At 49.3% G+C, this 15,966-nt stretch carries 15 protein-coding genes; 7 read left to right on the forward strand and 8 right to left on the reverse strand.

Translation table 11 applies throughout. The features are described 5' to 3' along the window. Nucleotides 1-63: 63 nt before the first annotated feature. Together ispE and lolB are read right to left on the reverse strand one after the other, a co-directional pair. Nucleotides 64-921 (reverse strand): 4-(cytidine 5'-diphospho)-2-C-methyl-D-erythritol kinase, encoded by an 858-nt coding sequence (gene ispE / locus TOLA_RS04195; RefSeq protein WP_012729046.1) that lies wholly within the window; start codon nucleotides 919-921, stop codon nucleotides 64-66. Continuing rightward, nucleotides 921-1,505, reverse strand: a complete 585-nt coding sequence (lolB, locus tag TOLA_RS04200; RefSeq protein ID WP_012729047.1) for a lipoprotein insertase outer membrane protein LolB — start codon at nucleotides 1,503-1,505, stop codon at nucleotides 921-923. Before lolB ends, ispE begins: the two co-directional genes overlap by 1 nt. A 109-nt stretch (nucleotides 1,506-1,614) precedes the next feature. Between lolB and hemA the strand changes: the two genes are divergently transcribed. From hemA to tilS, 6 genes are all read left to right on the forward strand, one after another. Further along, complete coding sequence (hemA, locus tag TOLA_RS04205; protein WP_012729048.1) at nucleotides 1,615-2,877, forward strand: glutamyl-tRNA reductase; 1,263 nt, start codon at nucleotides 1,615-1,617, stop codon at nucleotides 2,875-2,877. A gap of 48 nt (nucleotides 2,878-2,925) precedes the next feature. Further along, nucleotides 2,926-4,014, forward strand: a complete 1,089-nt coding sequence (gene prfA / locus TOLA_RS04210; protein ID WP_012729049.1) for a peptide chain release factor 1 — start codon at nucleotides 2,926-2,928, stop codon at nucleotides 4,012-4,014. Beyond that, nucleotides 4,014-4,862: a peptide chain release factor N(5)-glutamine methyltransferase gene (gene prmC / locus TOLA_RS04215; protein ID WP_012729050.1), complete on the forward strand. Its 849-nt coding sequence runs from the start codon at nucleotides 4,014-4,016 to the stop codon at nucleotides 4,860-4,862. Before prfA ends, prmC begins: the two co-directional genes overlap by 1 nt. A gap of 7 nt (nucleotides 4,863-4,869) precedes the next feature. Next, on the forward strand, nucleotides 4,870-5,670 hold the full coding sequence (locus TOLA_RS04220; protein WP_041609685.1) for a SirB1 family protein: 801 nt from the start codon (nucleotides 4,870-4,872) through the stop codon (nucleotides 5,668-5,670). A gap of 11 nt (nucleotides 5,671-5,681) precedes the next feature. After that, a complete protein-coding gene (kdsA, locus tag TOLA_RS04225) occupies nucleotides 5,682-6,533 on the forward strand; it encodes a 3-deoxy-8-phosphooctulonate synthase (RefSeq protein ID WP_012729052.1) in 852 nt (283 codons plus the stop codon). Between the two features lie 178 nt (nucleotides 6,534-6,711). Next, nucleotides 6,712-8,052 (forward strand): tRNA lysidine(34) synthetase TilS, encoded by a 1,341-nt coding sequence (gene tilS, locus TOLA_RS04230; RefSeq protein ID WP_218916117.1) that lies wholly within the window; start codon nucleotides 6,712-6,714, stop codon nucleotides 8,050-8,052. 45 nt (nucleotides 8,053-8,097) lie between these two features. On the opposite strand, the gene TOLA_RS04235 is transcribed toward tilS, so the two are convergent. Next, complete coding sequence (locus TOLA_RS04235) at nucleotides 8,098-9,822, reverse strand: proline--tRNA ligase (protein ID WP_012729054.1); 1,725 nt, start codon at nucleotides 9,820-9,822, stop codon at nucleotides 8,098-8,100. Nucleotides 9,823-10,018: 196 nt separating this feature from the next. Between TOLA_RS04235 and TOLA_RS04240 the strand changes: the two genes are divergently transcribed. Then, nucleotides 10,019-10,759: a phosphatase gene (locus tag TOLA_RS04240; protein WP_012729055.1), complete on the forward strand. Its 741-nt coding sequence runs from the start codon at nucleotides 10,019-10,021 to the stop codon at nucleotides 10,757-10,759. Between the two features lie 36 nt (nucleotides 10,760-10,795). Here the strand turns inward: TOLA_RS04240 and TOLA_RS04245 are convergent, their stop codons facing one another. The 5 genes from TOLA_RS04245 to cydD form a co-directional block, all read right to left on the reverse strand. Next, a complete protein-coding gene (locus tag TOLA_RS04245; protein ID WP_012729056.1) occupies nucleotides 10,796-11,020 on the reverse strand; it encodes a hypothetical protein in 225 nt (74 codons plus the stop codon). A gap of 11 nt (nucleotides 11,021-11,031) precedes the next feature. Further along, nucleotides 11,032-11,757 (reverse strand): tRNA (N6-threonylcarbamoyladenosine(37)-N6)-methyltransferase TrmO, encoded by a 726-nt coding sequence (tsaA, locus tag TOLA_RS04250; RefSeq protein WP_012729057.1) that lies wholly within the window; start codon nucleotides 11,755-11,757, stop codon nucleotides 11,032-11,034. A 3-nt stretch (nucleotides 11,758-11,760) separates the two neighbouring features. Next, entirely contained in the window at nucleotides 11,761-12,138 is a 378-nt protein-coding gene (gene rcsF / locus TOLA_RS04255; protein WP_012729058.1) for an Rcs stress response system protein RcsF, read from the reverse strand. 87 nt (nucleotides 12,139-12,225) lie between these two features. Beyond that, the gene (gene cydC / locus TOLA_RS04260; RefSeq protein WP_012729059.1) at nucleotides 12,226-13,971 is read right to left on the reverse strand and encodes a heme ABC transporter ATP-binding protein/permease CydC; all 1,746 of its coding nucleotides are present in this window, start codon (nucleotides 13,969-13,971) and stop codon (nucleotides 12,226-12,228) included. Further along, nucleotides 13,964-15,748 carry a heme ABC transporter permease/ATP-binding protein CydD gene (gene cydD, locus TOLA_RS04265; RefSeq protein ID WP_012729060.1) on the reverse strand — a complete coding sequence of 595 codons (1,785 nt, stop codon included), beginning with the start codon at nucleotides 15,746-15,748 and terminating at the stop codon, nucleotides 13,964-13,966. The genes cydC and cydD overlap by 8 nt, the downstream gene beginning before the upstream one ends. Between the last annotated feature and the right edge of the window lie 218 nt (nucleotides 15,749-15,966).

The following is a 15,966-nucleotide window of genomic DNA, read 5'->3' on the forward strand; positions in this document are numbered from 1 at the left end:
AAACCTCTGGGTTTGTCCAGTTGGGGGTGAAGGTTAGCAGGAAATGTTGACGGCTAAGTCATTTCAAGCATAAACCTGTTGCAAAACGACATGGAGGGGTGATAAGTTTTCCCCTCTGGCTACAAAACCTCGTAACCATGTCGGTATCAACGCCAAGACTTCCCGGGCCTCGTGCTCGTGCTTAAATTCCGCAAAAACACATGCACCAGTACCAGTCATTCTCGACGGCGCGTATTCTATCAACCAGCGTAAGGCCTTTTCAACCTCGGGGTAATTCTTTTTCACCAATGGTTCACAATCATTATGCCAGTTACCCTGTTGTAATTCACGCCAGTTCTGCTTGGGAGTGTCCCGTTTGAGATCTTTATGGCGAAATATCTCTGCGGTAGAGACATGGCATTCAGGCACTAATACCAGATACCATTTCTGAGTCACTTCAACAGGGAGTAGTTTTTCGCCAACACCCTCAGCAAAAGCAGCATGTCCGCGGACAAACACCGGCACATCAGCGCCCAGCTGACGACCCAACTCTGCCAGCTCATCCACAGGAAGATTTATTTTCCAGAGATAGTTCAGTGCCACCAGCGTGGTTGCTGCATCGGAGGAGCCACCACCAATACCGCCCCCCATAGGCAGACGTTTGTCCAGTTCGACCATCACACCCAGTGGTTGCGTGGAATATTGTTTCAGCAGCATGGCAGCCCGATAGATCAGGTTCTGCTCCGGCGGAACGTCTGCCAGCGCTGGTTTGATATCCACCAGATCACTGTTATTAATATGAAAACGTAACCAGTCACAGTGATCGAGGAAAATAAATAACGTCTGTAATTCATGGTAACCGTCGCTGCGACGGCCATTTACATGCAAAAACAGATTCAGTTTGGCGGGAGCCGGCCAGGCCATGTTTTCAGGTGTACTCATTATTTTGCCAGTTTCCACTCATTAATCACCAGACGTAATTCGGTTTGCTGACCTTTAAACGTGATATTTTCCGGCATCATCCAGCCGTCAACAGGCTGATATGTCTGATATTGCATTTGCCACTGAGCCGTTTTGATTTGGGTAACCTGACCGTTCGGGTTGATCTGATAATCAGTATCTCCGGGCAGTCCTTTTATCCACATCGGTAACTTGTAGACCGGCATTTGCCAGCCGGTCAGACGATAAACCAGATATTCAGCATCTGTTCCGCGGTATTCCTGCCCTTTATCGTCGATAATAACGATCTGCTCGCCGGTTTTTCGCATTTCCATGACCCGGGTACCGAGCAAACTGGTCAGGTTAAGATGATAGTCATCACCATTCTGCTGCCAGCGAATACGTACCGAGCCTTTTTTCTCCGGCGTGATGATGGCGAGTTTGCCGGAAATGGTCCAGTGGGTGACTGACTCCAGCTTTTCACGTTGCTGGCGCCAGTTGGTGTTATCCGGTTGCTGCTGACGGGAACTACAGGCGGTCAGTATCAGCAGGCAGAAAATCAGTGTCAGGTGTTGTAATAGTTTCACGACGCCTCCTTTGACGATGCGACAGTATAGGCGCTGGCGCTTCGCTTTCAAAGATCCCCGCTTTTTCGTAGAATGAGCACCTTAAATTTGCTGACGAGTCCACGGCCTGATGCATCATCTGTTTGTGCTGGGGGTAAACCATAAAACGGCGTCATTATCATTGCGTGAACGGGTAGCCTTTGGTCCGGAACGTATTGATGATGCTTTGACGGCGTTAACATCGGTTCCCGGTGTCAGGGAAGGGGTGATTCTTTCCACCTGTAATCGCACTGAACTTTACTGCGCTGTTGATAGCGGCGCCAGTGAAGAGGTTGCGCTATGGCTGTCGCGTTTCCAGCATCTGAGTGACGATGAATTACAGCCAGCGCTGTACCAGATGCAGGATGCTGAGGCGGTGCGTCATCTGATGCGTGTCGCAGCCGGACTGGATTCACTGGTGCTCGGTGAACCGCAGATATTAGGTCAGGTAAAACAGGCGCTGGATACTGCCAGTAAGCAAGGATCGGTCAAAGGGCTTTTAAACCGGTTGTTTCAGCGGACTTTCAGTGTGGCAAAGCGAGTTCGAACCGAAACAGAGATCGGTGCCTATGGTGTGTCTGTCGCTTATGTGGCCGTCACGCTGGCACGGCAGATTTTTGGTGATCTCTCTCAGGTAAAAGTCTTGCTGATCGGTGCCGGGGAAACCATTGAGCTGGTTGGACAACACTTGTATGGGCAATCGGTATCGCAAATGACGGTTGCTAACCGTACGTTATTGCGGGCGCAGGCGATAGCCGGTGCCTGGCAGGCTGATGTGATCACTTTGAATGAGATCCCGCAGGTATTACCGGATGTTGATCTGGTGATCAGTTCGACCGCCAGTCCGTTGCCAATACTGGGTAAAGGCATGGTAGAGCGGGCACTGAAACAGCGCCGTAATAAACCCATGTTGCTGATTGATATTGCGGTTCCCCGTGATATTGAAGAGGAAGTCGGCGAGTTATCCGATGCTTATCTGTATACGGTTGATGATCTGCAAAGCATAGTGGCTGAAAATCAGCGCCATCGGGAACATGCGGCCCGGCAGGCTGAGCAGATAGTGCAGGATGAACGGGAGCAGTTCATGAACTGGTTCCGTAGTTTGTCAGCGCAAACGCAGGTGCGTACTTACCGTCAGCAGGCCGATGCGATTCGTCAGGAACAGTTATCGCAGGCATTACGCAAACTCGAGCAAGGTGAAGATGCGGCAGCGGTGTTAGCCGAGTTCAGCGAACGGCTGACCAACAAGTTAATTCATGCTCCGACGGAAGCGTTACGTCAGGCAGGTGAGGCCGGAGATAAAACCTCACTGTCATTATTGAGTCAGGCACTACAGCTCGACGAAAAGAATTAAATATCAGGCAAATTGCACTGATAAAAAACAAATATAAACAGGAATACTATGAAAGAAACAGTGATCAGAAAACTGGAAGGACTGATGGAGCGCTATGAAGAAGTTCAGGCGCTGCTGGGTGAACCGAATGTGGTTTCCGATCAGGATAAATTCCGTGCTCTGACCCGGGAATATTCGCAACTGGGTGAGGTGGTTGCGGGTTTCCAGCAATATCAGCAGGCAGAAGCTGATCTGCAAGCCATTGAAGAAATGTTGTCTGGCGATGATGCTGAAATGAAAGCGATGGCACAGGAAGAGCTGGCGGAAGCTAAACAGCTGATTGAACGTGTGGAAGCTGAATTACAGGTATTGTTGTTGCCGAAAGATCCAAAAGATGACAGCAACTGTTTCCTGGAAATCCGTGCCGGTGCCGGTGGTGACGAAGCGGCTATTTTTGCCGGAGATCTGTTCCGCATGTACTCCAAATATTCTGAACGTCGTGGCTGGCGCATGGAGATCATGAGCACCAGCGATGGCGAACATGGAGGCTATAAAGAGATCATCGTTCGCATGGAAGGCGACAGCGTTTACGGAATCATGAAGTTTGAATCCGGTGGTCATCGCGTACAACGTGTGCCGGAAACCGAATCTCAGGGCCGTGTACATACGTCTGCCTGTACAGTCATGGTGTTGCCGGAGATCCCGGAAAAAGAGATCCCGGAGATCAACCCGGCCGATCTGCGTATTGATACCTTCCGGGCCTCGGGTGCCGGTGGTCAGCACATCAACAAAACGGATTCTGCGATCCGTATTACCCATATTCCGACGGGCACGGTCGTTGAATGTCAGGATGAGCGTTCACAGCATAAGAACAAGGCGCGGGCGATGTCTGTTCTTGCCGCGCGTCTGGCGCAGCAGGAAGAAGACAAACGTCGTGCTGAAGCTGACTCGACACGTCGCAGTATTCTGAGTACCGGTGATCGTTCAGACCGTATCCGCACGTATAACTATCCACAGGGGCGAGTCAGTGATCACCGTATCAACCTGACGCTGTATCGTCTGTCAGAAGTGATGGAAGGTGATTTAGACAGCCTTCTCAAACCGCTGCAGCAGGAATATCAGGCCGATCAGCTGGCCGCGTTGTCAGAGAATAACTAATGCAAATAGCTTCCCTGCGTCAGCAGTTAATCCAGCGGTTTACCGATAGTGACAGTGCCGCACTGGATGCGGACTGCCTGTTATGTGCCGTATTAAGTTGTACCCGTACTTATCTGCGTACCTGGCCGGAGCAGGAGCTGACACCGGAGCAGGTGGCGCAGGTTGAACAATTTGCTGTTCGTCGTGAACAGGGCGAGCCGGTTGCCTATATTCTCGGTGTGCGTGAATTCTGGTCACTGCCGTTACAGGTTTCCCCGGCGACACTGATCCCGCGTCCGGATACTGAGGCGCTGGTGGAATGGGCGCTGACGCTGTTGTCTGAACAAGGGCAAGGTCAGAAAGCACTGGATCTGGGAACGGGCACCGGCGCGATCGCTCTGGCACTGAAATCAGAGTTCCCGGCACTGGCAATGTGGGCGCTGGAACGTGAACCCGCCGCACTGGATCTGGCACGCCGCAATGCTGCCCGGCTGGGCTTTTCTGTTAATTTTCTGGCGAGTAACTGGTTTTCTGCGCTGAATGAGCGGAATTTCCAGCTGATTGTTTCCAATCCGCCATATATTGATGCCGCTGACCCGCATCTGGCTCAGGGTGATGTGCGCTTTGAGCCGCATTCAGCTTTAGTTGCTGATGAAGATGGTCTGGCGGATATCCGACAAATTATTGATCAGGCTCCGGAATATTTAGCCGCCGGTGGCTGGTTGCTGCTGGAGCACGGCTGGCAACAGGCTGAGGCTGTGCGTGACTTATTGTCGTCCCGTGGTTTTCAGGCAGTCACAACCAAATCGGATTTAGGTGGTCAGGATCGGGTTTCCGGCGGTCAGTGGCCCGGTGATGTTGCAGGGTAGTACGCAGATGAACATTACACACGATACTGATTTTGAAGGGCTGGATATTGCCATGCTGGCATTGATGGCCTCAGAAGATGTACAAGATAAACCGGTATTGATCGACGGATTGCAGCGGCTACGCGCTTTGTGTACAGAGCTCCGGCCGTATATTACGGCCCCTGATGATAAAGGGCGTCGTGAACAACTGTTGCATGCGTTCTATCATGAATTGCAATTTTCCGGTGACTGGCAGAATTACTATGCACCGGAAAACTGCCTGCTGGATCAGGTGCTGATGCAGCGCACTGGTTTGCCGCTCACGCTGGGTATCGTGTTAATGCATCTGGCTCATTCGATAGAATTGCCGGTGCGTGGTGTTTGCTTCCCTGGTAACTTCTTGCTGCTTTTCCCGGAAAGTAAGCCTGTATTAATCGATCCGTTTACCGGTGAAGAGTGGGATTATGAGCAGCAGTCATTAATGCTGCGAGCCACACTCGGTGACTTAACCCGGATGGATAGTAAATATACAAAAGAGACAGATCAGCGTCAGATAATGTCACGTTTATTGAGCGTGATTAAAGGTTGTATGTTACAAAGTCGTTGTTTGCCGGAGGCGTTACGCTGCAGCGAGGTTTTGCTGGCGATGAACCCCGATGACCCCTATGAAATCCGTGATCGCGGGCTGGTATATGAACAGCTGGAATGTCCGCAGCTGGCAGCTCATGATTACACCTATTTTATTGAACAATGTCCTCAGGATCCGGTTGCAGCCGTACTGAAAGTACAGCTGGCGATGCTGGATCATGACGCCATAATTTTTCACTGATGGAGTGATGAATGAAACAGAAAGTCGTTCAGTTTAACGGAATTAATGTTGCTAATGATCAGCCATTCGTACTGTTTGGTGGCATGAATGTACTGGAGTCACGGGATCTGGCGATGTCGATCTGTGAAACCTACGTCACCGTAACTGAAAAACTGGGCATCCCTTTGGTATTTAAAGCCAGCTGGGATAAAGCCAACCGCTCCTCAGTTCATTCCTACCGTGGTCCGGGTATGGAAGAAGGTCTGCGTATTTTTGAAGAACTGAAGAAAACCTTCGGTGTCAGCCTGATCACAGATGTGCATGAAACATGGCAAGCCAAACCGATCGGTGAAGTCGTGGATGTGCTGCAATTACCGGCCTTCTTGGCGCGTCAGACTGATCTGGTGGAAGCTCTGGCTAAAACAGGTAACGTGATTAACGTGAAAAAACCGCAGTTCCTGAGCCCGGGACAGGTTAAGAACATCGTTGAGAAATTCGCCGAATGCGGTAACGACCGTATTATTCTGTGTGAACGCGGTGTGAATTTCGGTTATGACAATCTGGTGGTCGACATGCTGGGCTTCGGCGTGATGAAAGATGCCAGCCAGGGCAGCCCGGTGATTTTTGACGTAACGCATTCCCTGCAGTGTCGTGACCCGCTGGGTGCGGCTTCAAGTGGTCGTCGTGAGCAAGTGACTGAACTGGCACGCGCTGGTATGGCGGTTGGTCTGGCTGGCTTGTTTATTGAGTCGCATCCTGATCCGGAACATGCACGTTGTGATGGTCCTAGTGCATTACCACTGGATAAGCTGGAGCCATTCCTGCAACAGATGAAAGCCATTGATGATCTTGTGAAGAGCTTCGCTCCGCTGGAAACCCGTTAAGTATTAATGCTTTCCTTTTCTTTAAGCCCCGCTCAGGGGCTTTTTTTATTTCTTCCATCCGATCATCGTTATCGTGTAAACGAGCCGCAAGCAATATGGCTTATTATCCCGGTTCACGTAATGACAAACAGGATCTGCTAATATCCGCATATTGTACTTTATCGATGAAGTATCTGTTGTGAGTCATCATGAATTGGAAGCAAGTGTCTTTTCTGTGCTGGATCAGCTGATCCGGCCCGGGCACTTACTGGTTGGATTCAGCGGCGGCCTCGATTCCCGCGTGTTACTTGAATTGCTGGCCCGTTATATATCTCAGCGAGACGGCTTTTCCCTGCAGGCAGTGCATGTGCATCATGGTTTAAATCCTAAGGCTGACCAATGGCTGACCCATTGCGCGCAGGTTTGCGATGTACTGACAGTACCATTCATAGCAAAACGTGTTGAAATTGAGAAAAAGGCCCGGCAAAGTCTTGAGGATCTTGCCCGTCAGGCCCGCTACGACGTTTTTCGCCAAAACCTCCCGGAAGGTGGTGTCTTACTCACCGCGCACCATCAGGATGATCAGCTGGAAACTTTGCTGCTGGCCCTGAAGCGGGGCTCCGGTCCCCGTGGCTTATCCGCAATGCCGGTAAAAACTGCATTTGCTGGCGGACACCTTGTGCGACCTTTACTTACCTTCAGCCGGCAACAATTGTCTGACTGGGCCATCAGTCAGCAGTTAAGCTGGATTGAGGATGACAGTAATCAGGATGATCGTTTTGATCGCAATTTCCTGCGTCAGAAAGTGATCCCCTTACTGCGTCAGCGCTGGCCGGAGATCACCGCGACAGCCAGCCGTACCGCAGGCTTATGCGCAGAACAGGAAACCTTGCTGGATGAAATCGCACAACAGGATCTGATGGCAAGTCAGCATCCGGACGGAAGTTTGGATATCAGCCTGCTGGACAATCTTTCGCTGGCACGACGTCATCAGTTGCTGCGTTTCTGGTTGCGACAGCGGACCGGCACGGTTCCGTCGCAGGTTCAATTGCAGAAGATCTGGCCGGAAGTTGCATTAGCCCGGGAAGATGCCACACCGGAGCTAGTCTGGCAGAAAGGGATTATCCGGCGATATCAGCACCGGTTGTATCAGGTGAATGCGGATGTCAGCACACCGATCATTCCATCTATACTGAGACTGCAGATTGATATGCCATTGTCTTTACCTGGCGGTATTTTGACCTTGCGTTCTGATCATTCCGCACATGCTCAGCTGCGTATGCCAGTCCCCAATGAACAGCTAACAGTGGTATTTAATTTACCGGGCTCGGTGAAGGTCCATCCTGTCGGACGTCAACATTCCAGAGAATTAAAGAAGCTCTGGCAGGAGTATGGTGTAGCGCCCTGGTTACGCAGCACCGTGCCGGTGATTTGTTATCAGGATAAGGTTGCCGCAGCAGCTGGCGTGTTTATTTGTCAGGAATATTGTTGCCCGGAAGATAGAAATGGTCTCCGGATTGATTGGCAGCCAAATAGCTGACATAAAAAAACCGGCCCCTGAGAGGCCGGTTTATCAGACCAATGATTACTTGTTCAGTTGCGCTTTGATTTTCGCAATGATCTCGTCAATAGCAACTTCAGTTTTATCACCGCTACGACGGTATTTGTATTCAACAACACCGTTATCAATACTGCGGTCGCCAATCACGATAGAGTGAGGAATACCAATCAGTTCCATATCGGCAAACATCACGCCCGGACGCTCTTTGCGATCATCCAGCAGTACTTCTACACCTGCAGCCTGCAGTTCATTGTAGAAACGTTCTGCCAATTCCTGTACACGCTCTGATTTATGCATGTTCATTGGAATGATAACCACCTGGAATGGCGCGATAGAGTCGGTCCAGATAATGCCGCGATCATCAAAGTTCTGTTCAATGGCTGCTGCTACCACACGGGTAACACCGATACCATAGCAACCCATTTCCATGACGGTTGCTTTACCGGCTTCATTCAGTACGGTCGCGTTCATCGCTTCGGAGTATTTAGTGCCGAGCTGGAAAATATGACCTACTTCGATACCACGTTTCAGCAGCAGAGTGCCTTTACCGCATGGGCTTGGATCACCTTCCACAACGTTACGGATGTCGGCAACTTCATAGCCCTGAACATCGCGATCCCAGTTCATACCGGTCATGTGGAAATCGTTTTCGTTTGCACCACAAACAAAATCAGCCAGATGAGCGGCGCTACGATCAACAATCACACGACACTGCAGATTTTGCGGGCCGATAGAACCGGCATCACAACCGGCAACGGCACGGATCTCTTCTTCACTGGCAAACGTCAGTGGCGCAGCAACACCAGCAATTTTTTCTGCTTTGATTTCGTTCAGCTCATGGTCGCCACGCAATACCAGCGCGATGACACCAGCTTTACCTTGTTCGTCTTCTTCACCTTTGACCAGCAATGTTTTAAGCGTTTGCTGTTCAGCCACTTTCAGGTAAGCCGATACTTCAGCGATAGTATGCGCATTTGGTGTGGCGATTTTGGTTGCAGATTCGGTTGGTGCAGGACGCTCACCGGCTGGGGCCAGTGCTTCCGCCATTTCAACGTTAGCGGCGTAATCAGATTCGGTAGAGAAAGCAATCAGGTCTTCACCGCTGTTGGCCAGAACGTGGAATTCGTGTGAGCCAGTACCACCGATAGAGCCGGTATCTGCCAGCACAGGACGGAAATCCAGCCCCATGCGAGAGAAAATATTGCAGTAGGCCTGATGCATTTTGCCGTAGGTTTCGATCAGGCTTTCTTTGTTCATATGGAAAGAGTAAGCATCTTTCATGGTGAACTCACGGCCACGCATAACACCGAAACGCGGACGGACTTCGTCACGGAATTTGGTCTGGATCTGATACAGATTCAGTGGCAGTTGTTTGTAACTGTTTACTTCATAGCGGACCAGCGCAGTGACAACTTCTTCATGTGTCGGGCCTAATACAAAAGGACGGTTGTGACGGTCCGTCAGACGGCACAGTTCCGGACCATATTGTTCCCAGCGGCCTGATTCCTGCCATAATTCTGCTGGCTGAACGACAGGCATAGAAACCTCAATTGCACCTGCCTTATTCATTTCTTCACGCACGATAGCTTCAACTTTGTGTAACACTCGCAGACCGGTTGGCAGCCAGGTGTACAGGCCGGAAGCCAGTTTCCGGATCATTCCGGCACGCAGCATAAGTTGATGGCTGATCACTTCTGCATCATTCGGTGTTTCTTTGAGCGTGGAAAGCAGATATTGGCTGGTACGCATGCTGGATCCTTCGTTTATTGAGCGTTAACCCGGCATCATCGCCGGTTATATTCTGAAATTGGGGCAAAATTCTAGCAGGCTGCGGGATAACCCCCCAAGGGAAAAATGATCAAGGTGGAGAAAAGCACCGCGATTCGCCGGAAAAAAGACTTTTGTGATATGCTGACAATAATGACAGAAGGGGAGTAGTTAAACCATGCGCTATCAGGTCGATACCCACACTCATACCCTGGCCAGCTCACACGCCTACAGCACGATTCATGATTATATTGCCGAAGCCAAACGCAAAGGCATCGTCTTATTCGCTACCACCGACCACGGTCCGGACATGGCCGATGCACCACATGCCTGGCATTTCATCAATTCACGGGTAATCCCGCGAATGGTGGATGGGGTCGGTATTCTGCGTGGCATCGAAGCCAACATCAAAGATGAATTCGGTGAAATTGACTGCAATGAAAAAATGCTGAATGAGTTAGATATTGTTCTGGCTGGTTTTCATGAACAGGTTTTTGCACCGAAAGATCGTGATACCAATACCCGGGCCATGATCAACGCGATGAAAAAAGGTCTGGTCCATGTGATCACCCATCCGGGTAATCCAAAATTTCCGGTTGATATCCATGCTATTGCTGAAGCAGCAGCAAAATATAACGTTGCTCTGGAGATCAATAATTCCTCATTTCTGCATTCACGGGTCGGCAGTGATGTTAACTGTACAGCCATTGCCAAAGCGGTGCGTGATGCCGGTGGCTGGGTGAGTATGGGCTCCGATTCACATATTGCATACAGTCTGGGTGATCTGGAGATGAGTCAGGCTATTCTGGATGATGTCGATTTTCCGGCTGACAGAGTGCTGAACCGTAGCCCCCGCGTATTATTGGATTTTCTTGAATCCCGTGGTAAACCGCATATTCCCGAATTTGCAGGTTTATAGCCAATAAAAAATGGAGCCATGATGGCTCCATTTACGTTATTTAGTCTGCTGCCTGATCTCTTCGGCTTGTTTATCTGCTGCCTGCTGTAATGTCTGCTCAACTTTTTTGGCATCATCCAGCGGCTTCAGCTGATCTTTCAGGATCGTATCCTGTGTACTTGGTTTTTCTGCTGGTGGCGGCTTATGCCCCGCATCACAACCAGTAGATAAAAACAGTAATACTGACAGCACAAAACTCACATACCATGCTGCATGTATCATGATCTGACTCCTTATCCGATATCTGTAATGGCACAAATGGTGGCAATTCCATTTTTTACTTGCCAGTTGATATTAAATGTCAGCAAGCGGACACCGTATATTTTATCGTCATCATTCTGCTTGCGGTAGGCCGGCCGTGGATCCTGTGCGATCACCTGCTGCAGGAATTCTTTAAATCCCGGGTGGGTTACCGAGATTTTCTGACAACGGATATCCATTTCTTCGGTAAAACTGACCGGCATTGTCACCGGCGCTTCCGGCGCAAAACCGCCGCGAGCCTGGGGCAGACTGTCAACAAACGGAAGATAGGGCTTAATGTCTATCACCGGTGTTCCATTGACCAAATCAACGCCACCCAGTTCCAGCCATACCCGGTTGCCTTGTTGGTGAATTGCTTTTAACTCAACCACAGATAATCCCACCGGATTAGGACGGAAAGGGCTACGCGACGCAAATACGCCTACGCGCTGATTACCACCTAACCGGGGAGGACGAACCGTAGGATGCCATTCATTTGTTCCATTTTCATGAAACAGAAACATCAGCCATAAGTGACTGAACTCTTCCAGTCCGCGCACACAATGGGGATCGTTATATGGTGGTAACAATTCCAGCTGTGCATTGATCGCCGTAACCAGTCCCGGCTGCCGCGGAACAGCAAACTTTTCCTGATAAGGAGAATGGATCACCCCGATTGTAGACAGGGTGATTGCTTGAGTTGCCACAACCTCAGACATAAATTATTCGCTGTCTTTAACCTGATAGACCTGACCATAACAAACCAGGCTGGATATACATTCAGAAGATGGCGGCACAACCGCGCATTTGCCGAATACCACGGCATTACCGCCCATATCTGCTGCTTTTCGTCGGGCATCGGTCTGCGCATCAGTAATATTAGGAACTGGCTGAGTAGTATCGCTCTGACAGGATTCACCTTCCACAGTACCAACCGGTGTTGCATCTGCATCCAGTAACTGTGCCTTATCCATCACGGCCACTGAGCTTGGTTTAAAATATTCGGTGAAGTTTTCTTTATCGAGATTGGTATTTACCTGAAACAGGCTACAGCCGCTTAGCATAGTAAGCATCAGGGCGGTAAAGGGCAGCGTTTTCATCAAGTCAGCCTCTCATTTATAAGAAACAACATTATAGAGAGGCTGACCCAGAGATTCGATAACTATCCGCTATTAATCATCAGGCCGTCATTCATCCTGCAGATGATAAAATAAACTCTGATAATAAGGATCGTTCTGCAGCAATTCACTGTGTGCTCCCGAAATACGGAACTGACCATTCTCAAGAAGTGCAATTCGATCCATTTGTGGTAATCCAGTTAACCGGTGCGTGATCATCAGTACGGATTTATCCCTGCTGTGCTGCAGGATCAATTGCATAATCCTCTGCTCAGTTGCCGGATCTAATCCTTCAGTGACCTCATCCAGTAACAATAATGGCGCATCGTGTAACAGCGCTCGCGCCAGCGATAAACGCCGTTGCTCACCACCGGATAATGCCCGGCCACCTTCACCGAGCCACTGACGCAAACTTTCCTTGAGATTATCGCCACTAAGCAAGCTATCCAGTTCAACTTTATTCAGCACCGCCTGCAATTCTTCATCACTGGCTGATGGTTTAGCTAAACGTAAGTTATCTGCCAGTGTAGCGCTGAATATATGAACCCGTTGACTAACCACAGACATGGACGCTCGCAGGGCTTCATCACTGAAATCAGTAATTGAGCGGTTATCCAGTAATATTTTGCCTTGTATTGCCGACCATTCCCGGGTCAGTAAACTCAATAGTGTTGATTTGCCACATCCTGTTGGACCCAGAATGGCGACTTTTTCACCGGGATTGAGTTGCAGCGAAAGATTATTAATGACTGCTGCCGACTGATTAGGATATGTAAATTCCAGTGCCTGAATATCAAGGCTGCCTCGGGTCGCCGGTTGCTCATCTTGACCAAACTGTATCGCCGGAGTTGCTTCCATAATCTGGTTGAGACGTCGTGCTGCAGTAAGGGTGGAGGATAAATACTGAAAAGCACCCGCCAGCGGTTGTAATGCTTCGAAAGAAGCCAGTGCAAAGAAGACCATTAATGCCGTCAACGGATCGGCCTGCGTGTGAGCCCCGACACCTGATGCAGCCAGCCACAACATGACACATACCAGCAAACTGAGTAAGCCAAGCATCAGCGCACTGGCAAACCCATTAATGGCTGTCATACGTTGCTGAGCCGTGAATAATTTCTCTTCTTCTCGTTCTATCGTCTGACGATACTGCTCATCAGCAGTAAACATCAATAAATCAGCCTGATTGGCCAAATAAGTTGTACAGGCTTCGCGCAGGTGGCTTTGACTGACTATCAGCGCTTGTCCAGGCTGTTTTCCCAAACGATAAAACAGTAACGGGACTGTCACTGCGAGCAGCAATAAGGTTCCGCCCAGCAGTATCGCCAGTTGTACATCAAAGAATAAAGTGAAGCCAAACAGGCTGATAATAATCAAAACAGCTGCCAGCACGGGCGTAATCAGTCGTAGATAGAGATTATCCAGTGCATCAATATCCGCAACCATGCGATTCAGTAATTCACCCTGTCGCCAGGTATGTAACTGATGCAGTGATAATGGCGCGATCCTGTTCCAGAACTGTATCCGTAATGTGGTCAGAACCCTGAAAGTAGCATCATGGCTGACAACACGATCGCCCCAGCGACTGGCGGTACGTACAATCGAGAAAAAACGTACCGCACCGGCAGGTGTCATATAGTTAAACGCATCTTTACTGGCTGCATTTAAGCCGGCAACTGCACAGGCCGTTAAGAACCAGCCGGAAAGTGATAACAGCCCAAGTCCGGCGAGGAGGGTACACAGGGTTAACACTAACCCCAGAAACAACATAACCCAATGCTGCCGGAATAATTTCAGATAAGGACGCAACTCACGCATATTCACTCTCCGCTATTCCGGAAACTGCGGCGTCCGGCTGAGCAAGTAATGCTCTGAATGTCTCATTGTTTTTATGTAATTCAGCGTAATTACCTTCCGCAATTAACTGGCCGTGTTGTAACAGCAGGATATGATCGGCTTGCTGTAATTGGTCAATCCGGTGCGTTACGAGCAGTGTTGTGTGTCGTCGCCAGAGTGGGGTTAATGCCTGCAGGATCTTTTTCTCATTAATCCGGTCTAAGCTGGCGGTAGGTTCATCAAGCAATAATAAACGGCAGGGTTTCAGTAATGTCCGTGCCAGAGCCAGTCGTTGAGCCTGGCCAACAGATACACCGGCACTTTGCTCAGAAATTGTATAATCCCAACCTTTCTCTTTAATTATCTCTGAAGCACCCGCCTGCTCTACAGCCATCAGAAGAGACTCTTCACTGATGTCATGATGACCCAATAATAAATTAGCGCGCAGACTACCCGGCAGAAGACGCGGATTCTGAGCAAGCCAGCCTACATATTGCCGGTAATAGGTAAAATCCAAAGAGGATAATTCCAGACCATTAACTTTCAGGCTTCCGGTGTAAGGCGCAAAGCCGAGCAGGGCATTCAGTAATGAACTTTTACCCGAGCCTGTTTTACCCACTATCGCTACAAACTGATTTGATTTGATATGAAAAGAGAGCGGTCCGGTCAGCACTTTGCCGTCATGTGCCAGCACACAACAGTCATTCGCCTCAATCGTGAAATCAGTGTTATCTGCTAACTTCTGATCACCACCGGTAGCAGTAATGACATCTGTATCCAGGAAAGATTGCAGAGAATCAGCTGCACCAATAGCCTGTGCTTTTGCATGATAATGAGCACCTAATTCACGGAGTGGTAAATAAAAGTCAGGTGCCATTAATAGAACAAATAAGCCACTGAACAGTGTCAGTTGGCCATAATCACCAAAATTGAGGTGATCAAGATAAGAAAAGCCAAAATAGACAGCAACCAATGCAATAGAAACAGAAGCAAAAAACTCCAGAACTGCAGAGCTTAGAAAAGCCATGCGCAGTACTTCCATTGTCCGGCCGCGGAAATCTTCTGAAGCCAGTGTGATTTTCTCGCCTTCAGCTTTTGTCCGGTAAAATAGGCGCAGAGTCATCAGCCCCTGTAACCGATCCAGAAAATGGGCTGACAGACGCGATAATGCCTGAAAATTACGGCGATTCGCATCAGCCGCTCCCATACCAGTCAGGATCATAAAGAGTGGGATCAAAGGTGCTGTCAGCAATAAAATCAGTCCGCTGGCCCAATTGGTTGGGAATACAAATAACAAAATAAGAAGAGGCTGAATGCCGGAGAGCATCGACTGCGGCAGAAAGCGCGCATAAAAGTCATGCAAATGCTCAATCTGCTCTACCAATAAACTGCTCCAACTGCCAACTGGTTGTTGCTGAATATAAAGAGGGCCCCGGGCCTGCAACTGATGCATCACTTGCTGACGAAAATGTTTACGAATTTTCGTCGCGCCGATAAACGCAAATTGTTCCTTTGCCCAACTCAAGATTGCCCGCAGTAAAGCGACGAGTAATAACCCGGCAAAATGCCAAATGAAAATATCACGCGGAAGCTGAGCAATAATGACGCCATGCAATATGGTTGCAAGTAACCATGCCTGAGCAATCAGCAATAAAGTCGATAGGGCACCTGATAAAATACATAAAGAAGACCATGGTTTAGCAAGAGATCTGTGCTGACGTAACCATCTGGTCAGCTCTTGTTGACGACTTTTATCCATAATAAATAAACATATAAATTGAATGCAGCAAGCCTACTTATACGTATAGGTAATAGCAATGGCTTAATTGTTGGGTAAAAAACAGACTATAATCAACGAAGTGGTCGTTAATTAGACGAACAGCATCCTTTTTCGCAAAAACTCCCTAAAAGCGCTTGCCTAAAAAGTTCGGCTCCCTATAATGCGGCCCCACTGAGACGGCAGACGCCGCGACAGAG

Source organism: Tolumonas auensis DSM 9187 (genome assembly GCF_000023065.1).
GTDB lineage: Bacteria > Pseudomonadota > Gammaproteobacteria > Enterobacterales > Aeromonadaceae > Tolumonas > Tolumonas auensis.

What these genes read in the sequence shown, in the direction of transcription:
- ispE (WP_012729046.1), bottom strand. Translation starts at nt 921, where the DNA reads ATGAGTACACCTGAAAACATGGCCTGGCCGGCTCCCGCCAAACTGAAT.
- hemA (WP_012729048.1), top strand. Translation starts at nt 1,615, where the DNA reads ATGCATCATCTGTTTGTGCTGGGGGTAAACCATAAAACGGCGTCATTA.
- prfA (WP_012729049.1), top strand. Translation starts at nt 2,926, where the DNA reads ATGAAAGAAACAGTGATCAGAAAACTGGAAGGACTGATGGAGCGCTAT.
- prmC (WP_012729050.1), top strand. Translation starts at nt 4,014, where the DNA reads ATGCAAATAGCTTCCCTGCGTCAGCAGTTAATCCAGCGGTTTACCGAT.
- TOLA_RS04220 (WP_041609685.1), top strand. Translation starts at nt 4,870, where the DNA reads ATGAACATTACACACGATACTGATTTTGAAGGGCTGGATATTGCCATG.
- kdsA (WP_012729052.1), top strand. Translation starts at nt 5,682, where the DNA reads ATGAAACAGAAAGTCGTTCAGTTTAACGGAATTAATGTTGCTAATGAT.
- TOLA_RS04235 (WP_012729054.1), bottom strand. Translation starts at nt 9,822, where the DNA reads ATGCGTACCAGCCAATATCTGCTTTCCACGCTCAAAGAAACACCGAAT.
- TOLA_RS04240 (WP_012729055.1), top strand. Translation starts at nt 10,019, where the DNA reads ATGCGCTATCAGGTCGATACCCACACTCATACCCTGGCCAGCTCACAC.
- TOLA_RS04245 (WP_012729056.1), bottom strand. Translation starts at nt 11,020, where the DNA reads ATGATACATGCAGCATGGTATGTGAGTTTTGTGCTGTCAGTATTACTG.
- tsaA (WP_012729057.1), bottom strand. Translation starts at nt 11,757, where the DNA reads ATGTCTGAGGTTGTGGCAACTCAAGCAATCACCCTGTCTACAATCGGG.
- rcsF (WP_012729058.1), bottom strand. Translation starts at nt 12,138, where the DNA reads ATGAAAACGCTGCCCTTTACCGCCCTGATGCTTACTATGCTAAGCGGC.
- cydC (WP_012729059.1), bottom strand. Translation starts at nt 13,971, where the DNA reads ATGCGTGAGTTGCGTCCTTATCTGAAATTATTCCGGCAGCATTGGGTT.
- cydD (WP_012729060.1), bottom strand. Translation starts at nt 15,748, where the DNA reads ATGGATAAAAGTCGTCAACAAGAGCTGACCAGATGGTTACGTCAGCAC.